This window comes from Burkholderia sp. JP2-270, from assembly GCF_003233675.1.
Lineage (GTDB): Bacteria > Pseudomonadota > Gammaproteobacteria > Burkholderiales > Burkholderiaceae > Burkholderia > Burkholderia pyrrocinia_C.
This window is the reverse complement of record NZ_CP029826.1, coordinates 143,926-162,511: the sequence shown is the minus strand read 5'-3', so window position 1 is coordinate 162,511 and position 18,586 is coordinate 143,926. Positions and strand designations below refer to the sequence as shown.

The window sequence follows — 18,586 nt, the reverse complement described above, 5'->3', positions numbered from 1 at the left end:
CCCGGGGCTACGTGATCGTTTAGGCGTTTCTGTTGCTTACACTGCTTGCCTGATGGCCGCTATCCGGTCGATCGTGCGTGCGCTGGCGCGCGTCCGCTGTGTTGACGGCCAGTCATCGAGCTCCACTTCATCGCGAATCGCTTCGCAGACTTGGACGATCCGCTGCAACTCGTCGTGAGTAAGTGCTGCATGAACGGACAGCCGAATTAGCGCGCGGTTTTTCGCCGTGGCAGGCGCGCAGAAGACCGAGCCGAAAATGCCATGCGACTCGAGCGCGTCGCGCAGTTTGATCGTTCGTTGCTCCGTGCCGGACTCGAGTGCGATGATTTGAGTTTCACTCCCATTAAGGTTATAACCGAGTCGCGTGAGTTGCTCGCGCAGGTACCGTGCATTTTCTGCGACCTGCGTGCGCCGCCATGTTTCCTTTTCGATCACGAGGATCGTGGCCTCCAACGCGGCGGCTTCATGCGGAAGCAATGTCGAGCTGAAGATAGCCGGACGCGATTCGAATTTGAAGTATTCCTGAAATCGGCTCGAGCAACTGATCACACCCGCGCGGCCAGCGAACGCTTTTGCGAGACTCGCCGTGCGGAAGTGCACACGATCGGTCAGCCCCAACTCGACGACGAGCCCTGCGCCATCCGGCCCATGCGTGCCGAGCGAATGTGATTCGTCGACGACCAGCACGCAGCCGGCCGTTGTTGCCACATCGACGACGTCGGCCAGCGGACAAACGCTGCCGTTCGTGCTGTAAATCGAGTCGACGACGACGATGCCAGGCCCGTGACGACGGATTTGCCGCGCGAGATGGTCGACATCGTTATGGGCAAAGGCGACCGCTTTCGCGCCGGAGCTTTGCACGCCTTCCCATAGCGACATATGGGCCATCATGTCGAGGTATACAGGTGTTTCAGCGGAAGCGATCGACTGAAGCAAGCCGGTATTCGCTGCATAGCCGGATTGACAAAGAATGGCTGATTCCGAGCCCATGAAGCGGGCGAACCTGTCTTCGAGCTCAAGCAACGGACATGCACCGTGCAGAAATATGCCAGACATCAGCATCCCATTGCCCGCCGACTTTATGCTTGCACACATCGATTCGAGGATGTCCGGGTGTCGGGCGATCGACAAATAATCGTTGCTCGACAAATGCAACGCGTCGGGGCCAGGCATACGTCCTCGCATAATATGGCCACCGTTCCAGTTTCCTTGAACGCGTTCGAGATAATAGCGTGTGACACGTTCAGCAACGAATGCCGGAAGCGAGGCTCCGCCAACGTTCGACTTGGATTTACCTTTGTAATGTTCGGACACTTTAAGCTCCTTATGGTCAACTGCACGGTTGTGCAGCGCTGCATAATGAGCCACCTGCTTGTCATAAAAAATCGCGATGCTCTTAACAGAGAGATGCCGTCTATCCTTTCCGTATCGTAAAATGTATGCCATTAGAAAAATTTCCCATCATTTGAATAATAAAATGATGGGCTGGAAAATATCGTTCGACGATTATATGGAATATTAATGTAAGGAAGTCAGGCTTAGCGATCGCTGCGCCGGATTCGTCGACTCGCGAACCTGTCACATTCGCTGATGAGCGGCTTCATGGTGCCGAAGCTCGCGCCAGCGGCAAGCGTCGTGCTGACGGCGCGTGAACGCGAAGTGCTGCGCTGGACCGCCGAACGCAAGACGGCATGGGAGATCGGTCAGATCCTCGGCATCGCGGAGCGGGCGGTGACTTTTCACGTCAACAACATCCTCGTGAAACTTGGCGCGCCCAACAAGGTGGAGGCGATCGTCAAGGCGATCTCGGCGGCGCTCATCGATATGCTCTGAGGGAGGCGAGGCGCTTGGGTGCCGAGCGGTGCGACTGTATGATCGACAACGCGCATCACGCGCCAAACATCCGGACACGTCTTTCCATGCGTCTCGCTAGTTGCATGTACTACGGTCCCGAGTTTGTGTCACGGGACATCCGACCGCATTCGAGTCTGTCATACCTGACGCCCGACCAGTTCAAGAAGCAGTATTGTTCACGCGGATCACCCGAGACCGTTCCCCAAGATTGAAATGGCCGAAGAAATCAGGCAGGTCGGCGGGAACGCCGAAGAGCGTTCTGGTCTATCATCAATGGCTCGCTACGCGCGAGCAGACACGGCGCGCGATCAGCGAATACATCGAGATTTTCTATAGCCGGGAGCGTATGCCGGCGCGTCTCAATTACCGATCGCCTGCTGCATCTACGCAGCGCTTCGATCTGAATCAGGTTGCTGCTTGGCCCATTGCCCCACGAGTTTCAGCGCACTGCAACCGACATTCCGCACAACAATAGACGAAATGAGCGATTTGAAAAGCGAAGCCTCTCTTGGGACCCGGCATTACCCCGATGCGTCCCGTCGCCGCTCGCTGGTGGCCGCATGTGTCGCGCACGCTGTACACGACGGGTTGACGGACGTCATCTACGTGCTTCTGCCCATCTGGCAAGTGCAGTTCGCTATCAATTACGCGCAGATCGGCCTATTACGCGGGCTCTATTCCGGCGTGATGGCGGGTTTCCAGTTGCTCGCGAGTCGGGCAGCGCGGCGATGGGGGCGGGAGCGCATGCTGGTGGCGGGGACCGCGCTCGCAGGCGTTGCCTACCTGATCGCCGGTCAGGCCGCGGGGCTGGCGGTGCTGTTGGTCGCGCTGGTGCTGGGCGGACTGGGCGCGAGCACGCAGCATCCGCTCGCGTCCTCGATGGTCACCGATTCTTACGAGGCAGGCGGGGGCGTGAAGGAGGCGCTGGCCCAGTACAATTTCTCCGGCGACATCGGCAAGACGCTGATACCAGGCCTGATCGGCCTTCTGTTGACGGTCGTGACGTGGCGCACCGGCGCGACACTGATCGGTGTGCTTGGCGTGGTTTCAGCAGGCCTGCTGTGGTGGCTGATTCCGTCGCACGGCGCACCGCATGCGGCGCGCGAGACGATACCGAAAGCGGCCATCGGCAGCGGTTCGTCCGGCGGCTTGCGCGCGCTGCTCGCGACCGGCGCCCTCGACAGTGCCGTGCGGATGGGCTTTCTGACGTTCCTGCCGTTCCTGCTGAAAAGCAAGGGTGCCGGCACCGCCGGTATCGGTCTCGCGCTGACGTTGCTGTTCGTGGGCGGTGCATTCGGAAAGCTGTTCTGCGGCTATCTGGGCGCGCGGATCGGGATGATGAAGACAGTGTGGCTCACGGAGTCTGCCACGTCGCTGCTGATCGTGGTCGCGGTGTTCTCGCCGCTCTTCGCAATGATGGCGATTCTGCCGCTGCTGGGACTCGCCCTGAACGGGACGTCGTCGGTGCTCTACGGGGTCGTGCCTGAACTGGCGGGTGCCGGCAAGCGCGAGCAGGCATTCGCGTTGTTTTATACGGGCACCATCGGCGCTGGCGCTCTGTCGCCGGTCCTGTTCGGCCGTCTGGGCGACATTGCGGGTGTCCCAACCGCGCTGCTCGCCTTGGCGTCAATCCTTCTACTGACACTCCCGTTATCGCGGTACGTACAGAAGGGGCTGGACGCCTCGTGACCTGGCGCCGGCAAACAGGGCCAGCCGGAGTCGTCAAGGGAAAGCACTGAGCCCGCAGGTCAAAGGAGAAGCGGTCGCAGCGACTCGGGAGAAGGTCGACATATCCGGGCGCCGCGCCTGCCGGCCCGCCGGGCTTTCTCGCAGCGTATTGCACGACAACAAAACGCCGGACCACGAGGACGAATTGCTGGCGGCACGTCTGGTGGAACTGGCGCACGAGCGCCGTCGGTACGGCTGCCACCGCCTGCACGCGCTGGCAGACCGCGAAGGCATGCATGCACGTCGATCGCAAACTCCATACACCGCGGACATCCGGGTTTCGTCGAGTTTGTTGACTGGGAATCAAATATGATTCGCTCCGACTTATGGTTATCAGCGGAACAAAGTCACACTATCGTGGCGGTTTACGATTGGTGCCTGATTCTCCTTCATGAAGACCACACTAGACGAAATGCTCGCGTTCGTGACGATCGCGGACATTGGTTCGCTGACAGGTGCAGCGGACCGATTGCACCAGCCGACCTCCGTGATGAGCCGCGTTCTGCGGCGTCTCGAAGATAAACTGAATACGACGCTGATTAGACGCACGACACGCCGGCTGGAATTGACGCAAGAGGGCAACGTTTTCCTCGACTATGCGCGAGACATTATTGCATCGGTCGAGTTTGCCGAGGACCAGATCGCGCGGCAGCGCGAAATGCCGGCGGGCCGTCTGCGGATCAATGCTGCGATGCCATTCATGCAGCACGTGATCGCACCGATGATGCCGGGGTTTCGCGAGGCGTACCCGGCGATCGAGGTTGAACTTCATACGAGCGACGAGATCATCGACCTGCTCGAACAGCGTACCGATGTTGCGATCCGGATCGGAGAATTGCGCGATTCGACGCTGCACGCGCGTAAGCTCGGCGGCAGTCGGCTACGCATTCTCGCCAGCCCGGGCTATCTGGAGAAGGCCGGCGTGCCTGCCGGCGTGGCTGACCTCGCGAACCATACCGTGCTCGGCTTCGTGCAGCCGGAGGCGCTGAACCACTGGCCGTTGCGTAACGCGGACGGCGATGTGTATCGAGTTCAGCCGGCGTTGCAGGCATCGAGCGGAGAGACGCTGCTGACGCTGGCGCTTAATGGCGCCGGTATCGTGTGCCTGGCAGACTACATGACAGGCGCCCATCGTCGCGACGGCAGCCTCGTCGAACTGCTCGCCGACGACACCATCGAATTCCGCCAGCCGATCCACGCAGTCTTCTATCGCAACGCGACGTTATCGTCGCGGATCGTCAGCTTTCTCGATTACGTCAGCGCGGAGTTGAAGGACGTCGGCGACATCGACTGAGCATGGCCCATGCGTGATCGGTCATGCAGCAAATAAAGGGCGACGGGTTCGGTATCGATCGAATCCGTCGCCCTTTGCGTATATCGATCAATGCGCGGCATCGATCGATCCTGCCGCATACACTTATTGCCCCAGCGCGCTCATCAGCCTGACCTTGCTGAGCATTTCGTCGGTCCGTGCCTGCGCGAGCGCATCCTCGGCCGCGAGCAGCGAGCGCTGCACTTCAAGCGTATCGATGAACGCCGATTCACCGCTGCGCCACGACCGGTTGATCTGCATATACGCGCCGCGCGCATTCGCCACCGCGCGTTCGAGGCGTTCGGTGCGACCGTGATTGCGGGCAGTCGCCGCGACGGACGTCTCGACGTCGCTGACTGCCGTCAGCACTGCCGTGCGATAGGCGGCGACCGCTTGATCGGCCTCTGCGCGGCGTAACGCGACCACGCTGCGCCGCCGTCCGCCGTCGAACAGCGGCGCGCTGGCACCGGCGCCGGCCATCCATGCCAGCGAACGCGCGAGCGTGGCACCCGAGAAGCCATCGATCGCCGCACCGATCACGCCGATCAGTTGCAAGTGCGGTTTCAAGTCGGCCTCGGCTACGCCGATCCGCGCATAGGCCGCGACAACGCGCGCCTCGGCTGCGCGGACGTCCGGTCGCCTGCGCAGCAGATCGGCCGGCGTGCCGATGCCCGGCGCGGGGGCCGACCATGCCGGCCCTGGCGCGGGCGGGTCGAGTTGCGCGTAGGTGTCCTGCACCGTCGATGCGCTGATGATCGACAGCCGGTGGATCGCTGCCTGTCGCTGCAGTTGCAGCGCGGGCAGTTCGGCCAGCGTCGTCTCCGTCTGCGCGGCGGCGCGGTCGACGTCGGCAATCGGTACGACGCCCGCGTCGAACAGGCGCCGCGTCGACTCCTCGGTGCTGCGCTGGCTCAACGCGTTGGCTTCGACCAGTGTCAGGCGCTGCTCGAGGCCGCGCACCGTCACGTAGGTACGCACGGTTTCGTCGATCGTCGCGATCCGCACGGCCGCCGCATCGTTCTGCGCGGACGCGATGTCCGCGTCGGCGGCCGACACGCCCTGACGGATGCGCCCGAAGATATCGATGTCCCATGCAAGGCTTGCATTGAGATCGAACGCGTTGCCGGTCGTCGGCGTATCGGTCGGGAACGCTTGCGATGCCGATTGCCGCTGGCGGCCGGCGCTCGCATTCAGGTCGAGTGACGGGAGCCACTGCGACGCCGCGCCGATCCGTACCGCGCGCGCCGCGTCAATGCGCGCGACCGCGGCCTTCAGGTCAAGATTGTTCGCGAGCGCCGTGTCGACCAGCCGGTCGAGAATCGGATCGTGAAAGCCGTGCCACCATGCGACGGTGTCGGCCGCCGGGCCGCCGGCCGACAGATCCACATTCGCATACGTCGAAGCCAGCGGCGGCGGTGTGACGTTGGCGACCGGCGCGCTGGTGCACGCGGTCAGGACGGCCGCTGCGGACAGCACGGCCACAAGTCGAACGAACTTCATTGCACCACCTCCGTCGCGACGGCCGCGACAGCGGTCTTGCGCATCGCGAGCCGGCGAACCATCACATAGAAGACGGGCGTAAACAGCAGCCCGAAGAACGTCACGCCGATCATGCCGAAGAACACGGCCGCGCCGACCGCCTGCCGCATTTCTGCGCCGGCACCTTCGGAGATCACGAGTGGCAGGACGCCGAGAATGAACGCAAGCGACGTCATCACGATCGGGCGCAGCCGCTGCACGCACGCTTCGACGATGGCGTCGACGAGTTCGATGCCGTCGGCCTCCAGTTGCCGCGCGACCTCGACGATCAGGATCGCGTTCTTGGCGGCAAGCCCGACCAGCACGATGAAGCCGATCTGCGTGAGGATGTTCACGTCCTGGCCGAGTGCGCGCACGCCGAGCGATGCGGCAAGCAGGCACATCGGCACGATCAGCAGGATCGATGCGGGCAGGCTCCAGCTGCCGTACTGCGCGGCAAGCACCAGATACACGAGCAGCACGCACAGCGGAAACACGAGCAGCCCGGTGTTGCCGGCCGTGGTCTGCTGGTACGACAGATCGGTCCATTCGAACGAGATGCCGGGCGGCAGCACCTGTTTGGCGAGCGTCTCCATCGTCTTGATCGCGAAGCCGGAGCCGAGGCCCGGTGCCGTATCACCGTTGATTTCCGTGGCGGGGTACAGGTTGTAGCGCGGCGCGCGATCGACGCCGAGCGTATCGTCGATGCGTGTCACGCTGCCGATCGGCACCATGTCGCCTTCGCGGTTGCGCACCTTCAGCCGAGCGAGATCGGATGCGTCGGCGCGGAACGGCAGGTCGGCCTGCGCGGTGACGCGATAGGTACGCCCGACGATGTTGAAGTCGTTGACGTAGGTCGAACCGAAATAGGTTTCGACCGCATCGTTGATTTCCTGACTCGGCACGCCGAGCATCTCGGCCTTCTCGCGATCGAGTTCGACATGCACCTGCGGGCTCGTTGCGGAGTAGGGCGTATAGACGCCGACCATGCCGGGCGTGTGGTTGGCGGCGGCGACGAGTTCTTGCGTCGCCTTGGCGAGCGCGGCGGTGCCAAGGCCGTTGCGGTCTTCGAGTCGCATCGCGAAGCCGCCTGTGCTGCCGAGGCCCTGCACCGGCGGCGGCATCGCGACGACGATCGACGCTTCCGTGACGCTTGCCAGCCGTTGACGCATCTCGGCTGCAATGTTCTCGATCGTCAGCCCCTGAGTCTTGCGTTCCGGCCACGGTTTGAACACCGGGAACAAGCCGGCGCTGTTCGACGAATTCGTACCGGTCGCCGCATTGACGCCGGAAAAAACCGGCACGCGGGCGACCCCCGGCACCGACAGTGCGATGTCCTCGATCTTGCGCGCGACCGCGCTCGTGCGTTCGAGCGTCGCACCGTCGGGCATCCGCACAAGCACGACCAGGTAGCCGCGATCCTGTGCCGGAATGAAGCCCTTCGGGCTCGATACGAGCAGATAGCCGGTTGCGGCGATCAGTACGACGTACAGGGCGGCCATCGCAGGGATGATTCGCACGATTTTCCGGACCAGCCTGCCATACGCATCGGACAGGCGCCGGAACACGCGGTTGAACGCGTTCGCAAAGCGCTGCACGACGCGCATCGCAGGCGAGAACAACGTGGCAATCCGCGACACGGGCGCGGCCGCATCGTGTTCGTCGGCATGCGCTTTCAGGATCATGGCCGATAGCGCAGGCGCGAGCGTCACCGATGTGAAGAACGAGATCGCTGTCGACACGGCAATCGTCACGCCGAACTGGCGGAAGAACTGGCCGGAGATGCCGGGGATGAACGAGGTCGGCACGAACACCGCGCAAAGCACGAGCGTGATCGCGAACAGTGCGCCGCCGACTTCCTTCATCGTCAACAATGTCGCGTCGCGCGGCCCTGCACCGGTCGACAAGTGTCGCTCGACGTTCTCGACGACGACGATCGCATTGTCGACGACGATCCCCACCGCGAGCACGAGACCGAACAGCGTCAGGTTGTTGATCGAATAACCGAGCGCTGCCATTGCAGCGAATGTGCCGACGAGCGACACCGGAATCGACAGGATCGGGATGATGGACGGCCGCCAGCCCTGCAGGAACAGCAGCACGACGAACACGACGAGCACGACGGCTTCGTAGATGGTCTTGACCAGTTCGTGGATGCTGTCGCTGATGAACGCGGTCGGGTTGTAGCCGATGTTGTAGACGATGCCCTTGGGGAAGTCCTTGCTCAGTTCCGCCATCTTCTTCTCGACCGCGTCCATCGTCGCGACCGCGTTCGCGCCGGGCTGCTGCAGCACTTGCAGCGCGATCGTCGGGTGGCGCAGCATGTAGCTGTCGGTCGCGTATGCGAGTGCGCCGACTTCCACGCGCGCGACGTCCTTCAGCCGCACGAGCCGCCCGTCCTTGCCTTGCTTGACGACGATGTTGCTGAAGTCCTCGGGGCGCTTGAGCCGCCCTTCGAAGATCAGGTTCGGCTGGAACGCCTGGTTCGTGATCGGCGCCTGTGCGACCACGCCGCCCGCGAGTTGAGTGTTTTGCGCGCGCACCGCGGCGATCAGGTCGCTCGGGCTCAGGCCGAACGACGCGACGCGCTCGGGATCGAGCCAGATGCGCATCGAGTATTCGCGCGCGCCGAGCGGGTTGATGTCGCCGACGCCGTCGATACGCTTCAGCACGTCCGCGACGTTGCGGATTGCGTAGTTGGACACGTACAGCGGGTCGTAGCGCTGGTCCGGCGAGTACAGGAAGATCGTGCCGAGCTGCGTCGGCGACGATTTTCGCACCGATACGCCGCTACGCTGCACCGGCTCCGGCAGGCGTGGTGTCGCCAGCGCGACGCGGTTCTGCACGAGCACCTGCGCCTTGTCGACATCCGTGCCCGGCTTGAACGTCGCGGTGATGTTAAGGCTGCCGTCCGACGTCGCCTGACTATACATGTACAGCATGTCCTCGACACCGTTCACTTCGAGCTCGATCGGTGTCGATACCGTTTGCGACACGGTTTCCGCAGACGCGCCAGGATAGGTTGCCTGGATGACGACGGTCGGCGGCGCGATGTCCGGGTACTCGGACACCGAGAGCGAGAAATAGGCCAACGCACCGGCGATCGTCAGTACGATCGACAGGACGATCGCGAGCACCGGCTGCTGGACGGACAAGCGGCCGAGGTTCATTGCGCGCTCCCGGTCGTGCCGCTGGCCTTGTCGGTTGCCTGGGCCAACGCCGCTGTATTCGTTGCATCGATCGCGCGCGGCACGGCCTTGACCTTGTCGCCGGCCTGCACGCGCTGGAAACCGTCGACGATCACGCGGTCGCCGGCGTTCAGCCCGGCGTCGATTTCGCGCAGGTTGCCGTGCAGGCGGCCGGGGGTCACCGGGCGGATCGCGACCGTGCCCTTCGCGTCGACGAAATACAGCACGCGATGCGTCGCGTCGGTCGCGACGGCCGAATCGGGTACCAGCAGCGCATGATGCGCGACGCGGCTCGACAGGTAGACGCGGCCGAACTGGCCGGGGCTCAGGCGCCGGTCCGGGTTCGAGACGCGCGCGCGTTGCCGCAGCGTGCCGGTCGAGTTGTCGAGGCGGTTGTCGATGAAATCCATCGTGCCCGTCAGCGACGGTTGGGCGTCGCCCGGCAGTGCGATCGCGACCTGCCGCGAAGACGCATTGCTACCGCTTTTCTGCGCTTCGCGCGTATAGCGCAGGTAGCTTTCTTCATCGACGTCGAAGTAGATAGCGATCGGATCCTGCGACACGATCGTCGTCAGCACGGTCGCGTCGCTGTCGCCGCCTTTCACGAGATTGCCTTCGCTGACGAGCTTGCGGCTGATGCGGCCGGACATGGGGGCGACGATGCGCGTGAAGGACAGGTCGAGCCGTGCGCGCTCAAGCGCGCCTTGTGCGCTCGTTACCTCAGCCTGTGCGCTTTGCACGGCCTGGCGGCGTTGATCGTAGAGACTCTGTGCGATCGTGTCGGTCTTGATCAGGACGCTGGCACGTTCGAAATCTTGCCGGCTCAGCTTCAGTTGCGACTGCGCGCGTTCGAGTGCGCCTTGCGCGGCCGTGACGGCCGCCTGGTACGGGCGCGGATCGATGACGAACAGAAGGTCGCCCTTCCGAACGGTCGCGCCATCCTGGAACGCTACCTTGTCGAGATAGCCGCTCACCCGCGGGCGCACGTCGACGGTATCGACGGCGTCGAAGCGCCCGGTATAGACGTCGACGTCGTTGACGTCGCGGGCGACGGGCGGGCTGACGATCACGCTCGGCGTCGCGGCCGCCGCCTTGTCGTCCGACTGGCAGCCGGGCAATGCGAGGAGCGCGGCCATCGGAGCGGCGGCAAGCGCGACCCGTCGAGCGATGCGCTTCAATCCTGGGTATCGGTTCATGTTCGTGCGAATTGTCGAGTGAGGCGCCACGCGCCGGATGGTGCGCAGTATCGTGTGTGGCGAGCGGCCGATAAACGGACAAAACGGCATAAGAACTTGTACTCCGCAGTCACGAATCGCCGCTTGTCGGCGGTGTGTGAGCGGGCTCGGCAGGAAATGGCAGTGCGCGGGGGGGCGTGCTGCTGCGGCGAGCGGCCCGGATGCCTGCTCAGGCAATTCGGGCCGCCGGTTCGGAGGAAGTGGAGAAGAGGCGGCTGATGGTTCGCCTGCTGCGAGAAGGCGAAGACAGGTATGGAAAGAATCGGTGCAACCCCGGTCGGGGACGGAAACGATTTACCGACAGACACCTGAACTGGTCGAGAGGGGTTCGGAATCTTCCCGCCATGTTCAAAAGAGTTCTCGCACGCGCGGCACTGCGCGCATGGCAGCGCGCAGCGCCGGCTTCCGCCGGGATTGCTACGGCATCAACCGGTCGAGCAGCGGTGACCGGAAGATCCGGTGCGGGTCGTAGCGTTCGAGGGTCGCGCGCGCCGCATCCCAGCTGCTCGACGGCGGCTGGCCTTCACGATGCAGGTTCGGGATCGTGGTGGCGAGCATAGTGCCATCCTGCCAGGCGGCCGTGTCGGTATAGCCCCAGCCCTTCGACCATTCGGGACGCAGCGTCGCATACGAACCGGTGTAGTTCGCGAGCATCCATTGCTCGATCTCGCGATAGAAGCGATCGGCGCCAGGCGTGCCCGGTAACGTCAGGATATCGAACCATACGGCGATGTCCCATTCCGGGTGATCGGGGCGCGGCTTGAGCGCGGACAGCGTTGGAACGACCGCGCCGGCGCCGGCATCGGCCGGCTTGTCGAGACCGGTGACCCGGATCTCGACGGGGCCGTTGATCGGGTACTCGCCGCGTGCCTTGTATGCGTCGATGCGATTCTGATAGAACTGCACGAATTCGCTGATCACGCGTTGTACGTCGGCACGCCGCGCCAGTACCGCGTAGCCGTTCGCGGTGACGCGCAGCGTCGTCGGCCGAATGTACTGCAGCACGGTGCGCGACCAGCCCCAGATGTCCCCGCTGAGCGTGAGCGCGAGGCCGGCGGTCGTGATCGCCAGCTGCGTCTGGCCGAACAACGGCGTCAATGCGCGTTCGCCGTCGATCACGATCCGCTTGACGAGATCCGAGACGGACTGCGAGATCGAATCGGAGAACGGATAGTTGTACGGCTGCGTGACGGTGCGCGACAGGAACGGCTTGCTGGGCGTCGGCGTCCAGACCTTGAGCCAAGGGCACGTCGTGAACGGGAACCAGATCGCTTCCATCCGGCCCGCTCGATCGAGAAACGACGAGATCGTTCGGCCCGACGTGCCGGCCGGCGCAAATAGTTCGGAAGACGGGATGTCGACGAAGCTCTGGCAGCGCAGCCGCTGGTTCGGGCCTGCCATCAGCGTAACTTCGACGACGAACGCCATCCCGATGTGCGCGAGGAACGCGCCGATCTCGGGATCGCTGCGCTCGAACCGGCGCAGCACGTATTGCTGCCGGGCCGGATCGAACACGATCGCGGTCAGCGCGACCACGAGATTGCTTAGCGAGCCGTAGGTGTGGCCCGGCTGCAAGGTTTCACCGGCCGCCGGTACGGCGGTGCCGTGCGCGTCGATCGCGAGCGCGCCGCCGAGCGTGATGCCGCCTGGCGCGGGCACGGCGACCATGCCGAGGCCATATTGCTCGAGCGTCGCGAGCAGCGACTCCAGCGAGACGCCCGTTTGCGCAGTGACGTGCGCCGGGCTCGCCGACGTGTCGACGGAGACGGCCGTCAACGACTTCGTCGTATCGAGCAGCACGAGGTTCGCGGCGCCGGCGCTTGGGTCCAGCGTCAGGGGCGACCAGTTGTGCATGTAGCCGCGCGGACGTACCCGGTAGCCGTTCGTGCGGGCCCAGTTGACCGTCGCGACGACGTCGTCGGCGGAGCGTGGCGCGGCGGTCCACACGTCCTGCACGGCGATCTCGCCGCTCCAGTTCCGGAACGCCTGCTTGTAAAGCGGAATGTCGGCCGGGAAACCGGGCGGTGTCGCGCCGGCCGTCAGCGCGTGCGCGGCAATCTGGTAGAGCGGTGTCCAGCCGGTGACGACGCCGGCCGCCGCGAGTTTCGCCATGTTGGCCAGGAAGGCGCGACGCGGCGCAGGCTCGTCTCGAAAGTCGTGACTCATGGTGTGCTCCAATTTCTCGGAATTGTTTTACAGATCGGAAAGACGACAAATGACGCGTTGAGGCCAGTGTGGTGATTCGAGCAGGCGTGACGCGCGGGGAGCGTTGCGCGCTGGCAGGCCAGGATTGAAAAGAGGACGGTGCATTCGACAATGCGCGGCCGCGCGTCATCACGGACGTCTGGAAGCGAATCGAAAAATCGCCGGCGACTTCTTCGACTGGCCGTCGGCCTGCCCTGCCGGCAGGTGGATATGGAAATTCGACTGAATCGCGTGTGACGAAGCGCTAGCCGGGACGATCGATAAAAGATGATTGCGCGTGCATATTTATTTTCATGTTTCGTTTTTTTAAATAAATCTGACTGCAGTTCAAAATCGGCTGGCGATTTGTCGTTTATTTGGCTGGAAAAGCGTAGCAATTTATCTGCCGGGCGGCAAGCGGCGGGGGGATAAATTACGTGTGATTCAATATGGATATTTTGTGACGGGCAATGATTTCGCCATTTGTTGATATTTTGCGACACCCGTATCGGCGGCGCCGGAAATGTTATTTGCGGCGATTTTTATCGCCTGAAGGTGTAATCGACAATGGGCTGCCGAAAGTAGGCGGCGAATATTGTGCTTTTCCATCACGAAGATTGAATCGATCGTTTATCAAATCGAAACAATGTCCGGAGGAAAGTGCTTGAGGCCACGTCGGTGAGCGGTGGTGACGTGATGAAAATCGCCGATTCTTCTCTCGAATAAGGCCTCTTGGACGAAAATCCATGGTATGCGGTGCTCGGGTGACTATTACAAAATTTCGTGGTAAACAAAGGCCAGATTTATCTGGCCTGCCAGAATTTTGTTCGTGAACGGCTTGCAGATTTGTTGATTTTTGGTCTGCAAGCGGCGTGGCTAAAAAACTAATTACAGGATAAATGCAGATATTTTAAATCGCCGCTATCATACGCGGCTGGGGTATTCGTGGATAAAATTCAATGGAAAGGATAGTTTCATTTTTTCATCGTGATTTTTTCGTTGAATCCGCCGGGAACGTGCCCGCTCCGGGCCGGTGCCGGGTTTTCCAGTTCCGGCCTTCAGTGCATTCGGCGGCAGCACGTTTTCACCCAGCAACGCTCAATGACTGAAATGGACGTTTCAGCTTCTTGCAGGGGCATTGGTAACGATCGCCACTCAATGCGACCGCGGCTTGGCCGCCGCCGTCGTCCCCGCACGCGGTTTCGCATCGAACTGAACAGAGGAGCACGGCGCGCCGCCGTTTCGCGCGAGCCGAACACATCGGCGCGTGCAATGCGAGAACGCGCGACGAAACGCGCGCCGCGCAAACCGCGCCGGCTCGCCCGCGCTGGCGTTGCGCCGCCGTCCTCAAGCACGCACAACAAGGAAACAAGGAGAGTCAGATGTTCGCGATGTTCTCGAAGCTCGGGAAGGTGATTTCGAGCGCCGGCAGTGAGCGGTTCGCATCCGACATGCATGCATTGCTGGTCGAGTCGATTCCGCTCGCGATCACCCGGATGACTGAATGGACACTCGATGAGCCGGCAGGCGAAGTCGTCCACGTGCAATCTCTCGGCGCGTTCGGTGCGCCGGGTGACGACGGGCGCAGCAGCGGGCCGGCCGCGCACGGCGAGCGGCCGCCGGCAACGCATCCGCTGTTGAACCGGATCGTGGCTGCTTGCGACCGGCAGCTCATTCACATCAATCCGCCGATGCGCAGCGGCAATGGCAGCGAAGTCGCGCCGCCGCGCGGGCCGGGAGGGGGATTTCAGTGCCATCTCGTGTCGTGCAAGGCGAATCGCCGCTACGTGATCTCGCTGCATCGAACAGCGTCGCATTGCGACTTCTCGTTGCAGGAGATGTCGTTCCTGAAGAATTTCGCCGATACGCTGCTGCCGCTCGTCGAGTGGCATGCGTCGACGCGCCGGCACGGCGACCTCGAAGGCACGACGGTGCAAGGTGCGACGGCGGGCATGCCTGCCGTCGAGGCGCTGCGCCAGGAGTTCGAATCGCGGCTTGCGCGCGCGGCAGTCGTGCTGTCGGCGCGCGAAAGCGAAGTGTGCCTCGGCCTGCTCACGGGCAAGATGCTGCGCGAAATGGCCGGTGAGCTCGGTGTGAAGGAGAGTACGGTCGAGACGTACATCAAGCGCGCCGCGGTGAAGCTCGGCATCAGCGGCCGGCACGGGCTCACGAAATGGATGATCGACGATTACGTGCCGTGCGCGTCGGCGGCGTGATGCCGTCACGCCGGGCGCGGGCTCCGCGCCGATACCCGACGCGCGGCAAGCGCGCCGACCGGCGTGCCGGGATTGCTGGTGCGCGTGCGCGCGCCGACGCTCGCCGTCGCGGGCGATGACGATGTCACCGGGTGCAGCGGTTCGGTCTCCATCGTCGGCCTGATTGCCGGGGCGCGGCTCGAGGTGTAGGCCGACGGCAGCCATCCGATGCTGTTTTGCACGTCGCCTGCGTCGGCGTCGCGAGGGCTGCAGTTCCTGGCGCGCCGCGGCGCCGGCGCGCGTTCGGACCGCTAGCCTTCGGGTGCCGATGCGTCAGGTGCCGAGGTACGGCGATGCACAGTCGCGCCGCACGCTTCTCGTGCCGTCTCGGCGTGCTCCAGTCGCGGCCTCGCCCGCGGCCCCCGCCGCCTCGTCGAGCATCCAGCGCGTGAGACCATGGCGCCCGCCGAAGCCGAGCTTGACGGCTGCCCGCTTCAGGTAGGTTTCGACGGTGCTTTCGCGCAGCGCGAAACGCACGGCGATGGCTGGCACCGTGTCGCCGGCCAGCAGCGCCGTGCATGCCTCGATCTCGCGCGTCGACAGCTTGACGCCGGCTTGCCGCAGACGGTCGGCGAACCGCCGCGCCACGCGCTCCCGGCCGGATTGCGTCGCCAGCGGCGCGGCGGCGGCCACGTGGGCGGGCGGCGGAGTCGAATCGAGCGCCGCGACGTGGGTCTCGACGATCGGAAACAGCACGTGCGAGAGCTCCTTGAGGACGGTCTGCTCGCGCGAAGAGAAGTCGTCGAACGTGTTCGTGCGATACAGCGAGATCAGGTAATAGTGGCCCCGCTTGCGGGTCAAGAGGTGGAATTGCGCGCAACGCGGCGGCACGATCGCAGCCTGCATGAGGACGAAGCGACGGAGCAGCGCGTGGGTCGGGCCGTGGCCGGCGAGCGTGTCATCGACGTGCAGGCGGCTCGCGCCCGGGCGCGGCGGCATCTGCGGCCCGTAACAGGCAGCTGCCGGGCCGGCCATCGCGAGCGCCGCGCCGACCGCGCCGAGGCTGCGCACCCCGAGATCGCCGTCAGGCGTCGCGTCGACCGTGAGCTCCGAAATGCGAATCTCGTCGACGGGGACGGCCGCAGAGATCAGGCTGTACATCACTCGGGGAAAGCGTCGGCTCCCGCTGCTTGAGATCGCTTCGCCGACGTGTGCGAACAATCTGCTGAACTCCATGAACGGATTCCTGATGAGACGTTGAAGCTGCGCTTGCGCGCATGGTTGCCGACATGATTTAAACACCCGGCGGCGAACGCGTCTGTAACGGATAGCCGGGACAGGCGACGCATCGCCGGTCGCCGAATCCGGCGCGGCGCGTGGCGACTGTCGCACTTTTCTGCGACAGACAGCGCGCGGTCACCGACGGCTACGTCGAACCGGCGTCGCGCCATGACGATCTCGCCTGCGCGATCTACGCGTCCGGTTCGACCGGTAAGCCGAAGGCTGTGATGGTCGGGCGTCGCAACGTGCTGCACCTGATCGAGCAGCCGCGCACGTGGTTCGATTTCGATTCGTCCCACGTGTGGCCGCTGCGCCATTCGGTCGTGGGACGGTGTGGCGGATCGGGTCTGCGCGGCGCTGCAACGCACGCACCGCATCCGGATCGCTGCTCATCCCGCAACTTCGGCTCGGACGGCACACATGGCCGTATCGGAGAAGATGCGGCCGCTATCCAGGCGAATGACTCGATCGGCGAGCTTGAAGTACTGATCGTCGTGGGTGATGATAATGACGCATTTCCCGCGGGATTTCAGATCGGGAACCAGCACTTCATAGAAAAATCTCTTGAAAACCGGATCCTGATCGGCAGCCCATTCGTCCAGGATGTAAATCGGGCGATCCTCGATATAGGCGCAAAGCAACGCCAGTCGCTTGCGTTGACCTGTCGATAAGGCTCTGGTTGTCGAGTAGTCCTTGCCATTGATCTCTATTTTGTCCGCCAGTTTCAGGGTTTCGAGATATTTGCGGGCAAGCTCGATGCTCGCATTTTCACGGTCCGGCCCGATGATGCGATTGAACAAATGGAAATCGGTAAATACGGCGGAAAACAGATTGCGGTACCGTTCCCTGGCAGCGTCGTCAATGACCTTTCCATCGAGGGCGATGTGGCCTTCGGTAGGCACGTAGAGGCCGCTGAGTACTTTGCCCAGCGTGCTTTTGCCGCTGCCGTTTCCACCGATGACATAGACGAGCTCTCCGGCATGAATCGTCATATTGATGGGGCCGAGCACGAAATCGACCGACGAATCATTGTCACGGTAGTTCATCTTCACATCTTTCAGCTCAATGAGTTGCCATGAATTCGCCGAGGATTCCCTGGTGCGCGGATGGGGCGGTTCCTCGCGTGAATCATCGCTGTCATCGATCAAAAAACCGAATTCCGCCAGCCGGGCGAGCGCGGTTTTGCCTTCGGCCACGATCGGCAGAATACTGATCAGCATGGTCAAAGGCCCCATCATGTAGAGCACGGCCAGAATGCTCGCCGTGAGTACGGAGGGGTCCACGACGCCGAACGAAGGTACGCCGAAAAGCAAAAATCCGAGCAGGACCGCTACCGTGATCTGGCCAATGCTGTCGCCGCTCATGAACCAGAAGCGTTCTATGTAATTGAATCCTGCCACGCGCTTCGATGATAATTCGATCGCAGCCTTGGTAAACCAGCGTCGTCTGGCCCTGTTGAGCTTGAGTTCCTTGATGCCGAACACGAGGCCATGGGTATATTCATTGAACTGGACAAATTCATCGCGAACTCTTTCCGTGAAATTGACCGCCTTTCGATAGAAAAACAGGTAAAGCGCCAGGCCAACGATTGTCAGGGTGATTGTCGAAGCGAAAACGATCCACGACAGATAGGCGAGATAGGCGATGCTGCATACCAGGACGACGGACTGAACAATGATCGTCGGTATGGTGAGCAGGGTCTGGCTCAACTGCGGAATGTCCTGCGTCAGCATGGTCAGGATATTCGGGGCGCCGCGCCTGTCGATTTCGTCCAGTGGGGTCGCCAGGATCCTTTTGCATAGGTTGACGCGCAATCTCGTCATGACTTTCATGCAGGCATAGGAGGGCATCACGGCGGCGCTGCTCCTGCAGAAAACCGCGATGACGTTCACCGCAATGAATATCATCAGCAGCGTCTGTCGGTCATCCTGGTCATGCAGCACCCTGCTGATCAATCCGACGCCCACGATCGACGCAATGCCGCTGACGAGGCCCGTAAGGACCGTACCCAGGGTCAACCAGGGATGACTGCGCCACATCAGGGTGGCGGCCGAATGCCACGGCGGCGATTTACTTTGAGTGGAATCCATG

Annotated in this window: 11 protein-coding genes and 4 pseudogenes; 7 read left to right on the top strand and 8 right to left on the bottom strand. The window is 62.9% G+C overall.

The window, feature by feature from the left end:
* Nucleotides 1-36: 36 nt before the first annotated feature.
* The gene (cqsA, locus tag DM992_RS33460; protein WP_111020594.1) at nt 37-1,446 is read right to left on the bottom strand and encodes an alpha-hydroxyketone-type quorum-sensing autoinducer synthase; all 1,410 of its coding nucleotides are present in this window, start codon (nt 1,444-1,446) and stop codon (nt 37-39) included.
* 120 nt (nt 1,447-1,566) lie between these two features.
* Between cqsA and DM992_RS33455 the strand changes: the two are divergent.
* The 5 genes and pseudogenes from DM992_RS33455 to DM992_RS33435 all read left to right on the top strand — a co-directional run.
* Nucleotides 1,567-1,833, top strand: a pseudogene (locus tag DM992_RS33455) (helix-turn-helix domain-containing protein); the annotation flags it as partial.
* Nucleotides 1,834-2,095: 262 nt separating this feature from the next.
* Nucleotides 2,096-2,329: pseudogene (locus DM992_RS43075) on the top strand (IS3 family transposase); the annotation flags it as partial.
* 5 nt (nt 2,330-2,334) lie between these two features.
* Nucleotides 2,335-3,543 carry an MFS transporter gene (locus DM992_RS33445; protein WP_111020593.1) on the top strand — a complete coding sequence of 403 codons (1,209 nt, stop codon included), beginning with the start codon at nt 2,335-2,337 and terminating at the stop codon, nt 3,541-3,543.
* Between the two features lie 34 nt (nt 3,544-3,577).
* A pseudogene (locus DM992_RS33440) lies at nt 3,578-3,706 on the top strand (IS3 family transposase); the annotation flags it as partial.
* A 267-nt stretch (nt 3,707-3,973) separates the two neighbouring features.
* Nucleotides 3,974-4,876 (top strand): LysR substrate-binding domain-containing protein, encoded by a 903-nt coding sequence (locus DM992_RS33435; RefSeq protein WP_111020592.1) that lies wholly within the window; start codon nt 3,974-3,976, stop codon nt 4,874-4,876.
* Between the two features lie 123 nt (nt 4,877-4,999).
* On the opposite strand, the gene DM992_RS33430 is transcribed toward DM992_RS33435, so the two are convergent.
* The 5 genes from DM992_RS33430 to DM992_RS41980 all read right to left on the bottom strand — a co-directional run bounded on the left by DM992_RS33430 (nt 5,000) and on the right by DM992_RS41980 (nt 13,628).
* Nucleotides 5,000-6,394 (bottom strand): efflux transporter outer membrane subunit, encoded by a 1,395-nt coding sequence (locus tag DM992_RS33430; RefSeq protein WP_111020591.1) that lies wholly within the window; start codon nt 6,392-6,394, stop codon nt 5,000-5,002.
* Nucleotides 6,391-9,582, bottom strand: a complete 3,192-nt coding sequence (locus DM992_RS33425) for a multidrug efflux RND transporter permease subunit (RefSeq protein WP_111020590.1) — start codon at nt 9,580-9,582, stop codon at nt 6,391-6,393. Before DM992_RS33425 ends, DM992_RS33430 begins: the two co-directional genes overlap by 4 nt.
* Nucleotides 9,579-10,778, bottom strand: coding sequence for an efflux RND transporter periplasmic adaptor subunit (locus tag DM992_RS33420; RefSeq protein ID WP_239511512.1), 1,200 nt, complete (start codon nt 10,776-10,778; stop codon nt 9,579-9,581). Before DM992_RS33420 ends, DM992_RS33425 begins: the two co-directional genes overlap by 4 nt.
* Nucleotides 10,779-11,252: 474 nt before the next feature.
* Nucleotides 11,253-13,001, bottom strand: a complete 1,749-nt coding sequence (locus DM992_RS33415; protein ID WP_111020588.1) for a cholesterol oxidase substrate-binding domain-containing protein — start codon at nt 12,999-13,001, stop codon at nt 11,253-11,255.
* A 462-nt stretch (nt 13,002-13,463) separates the two neighbouring features.
* Entirely contained in the window at nt 13,464-13,628 is a 165-nt protein-coding gene (locus DM992_RS41980; RefSeq protein ID WP_162631798.1) for a hypothetical protein, read from the bottom strand.
* Nucleotides 13,629-14,401: 773 nt separating this feature from the next.
* Between DM992_RS41980 and DM992_RS33410 the strand changes: the two genes are divergently transcribed.
* On the top strand, nt 14,402-15,235 hold the full coding sequence (locus DM992_RS33410; RefSeq protein WP_111020587.1) for a helix-turn-helix transcriptional regulator: 834 nt from the start codon (nt 14,402-14,404) through the stop codon (nt 15,233-15,235).
* Between the two features lie 312 nt (nt 15,236-15,547).
* Here DM992_RS33410 and DM992_RS33405 read toward each other — a convergent pair whose 3' ends face one another.
* A complete protein-coding gene (locus DM992_RS33405) occupies nt 15,548-16,450 on the bottom strand; it encodes a LuxR C-terminal-related transcriptional regulator (protein WP_111020586.1) in 903 nt (300 codons plus the stop codon).
* A gap of 140 nt (nt 16,451-16,590) precedes the next feature.
* Here DM992_RS33405 and DM992_RS43070 point away from each other — a divergent pair.
* Nucleotides 16,591-16,770 (top strand): annotated as a pseudogene (locus DM992_RS43070) (AMP-binding protein); the annotation flags it as partial.
* Nucleotides 16,771-16,884: 114 nt separating this feature from the next.
* Here the strand turns inward: DM992_RS43070 and DM992_RS33395 are convergent.
* Nucleotides 16,885-18,585 carry a cyclic peptide export ABC transporter gene (locus DM992_RS33395; RefSeq protein WP_111020585.1) on the bottom strand — a complete coding sequence of 567 codons (1,701 nt, stop codon included), beginning with the start codon at nt 18,583-18,585 and terminating at the stop codon, nt 16,885-16,887.
* Between the last annotated feature and the right edge of the window lies 1 nt (nt 18,586).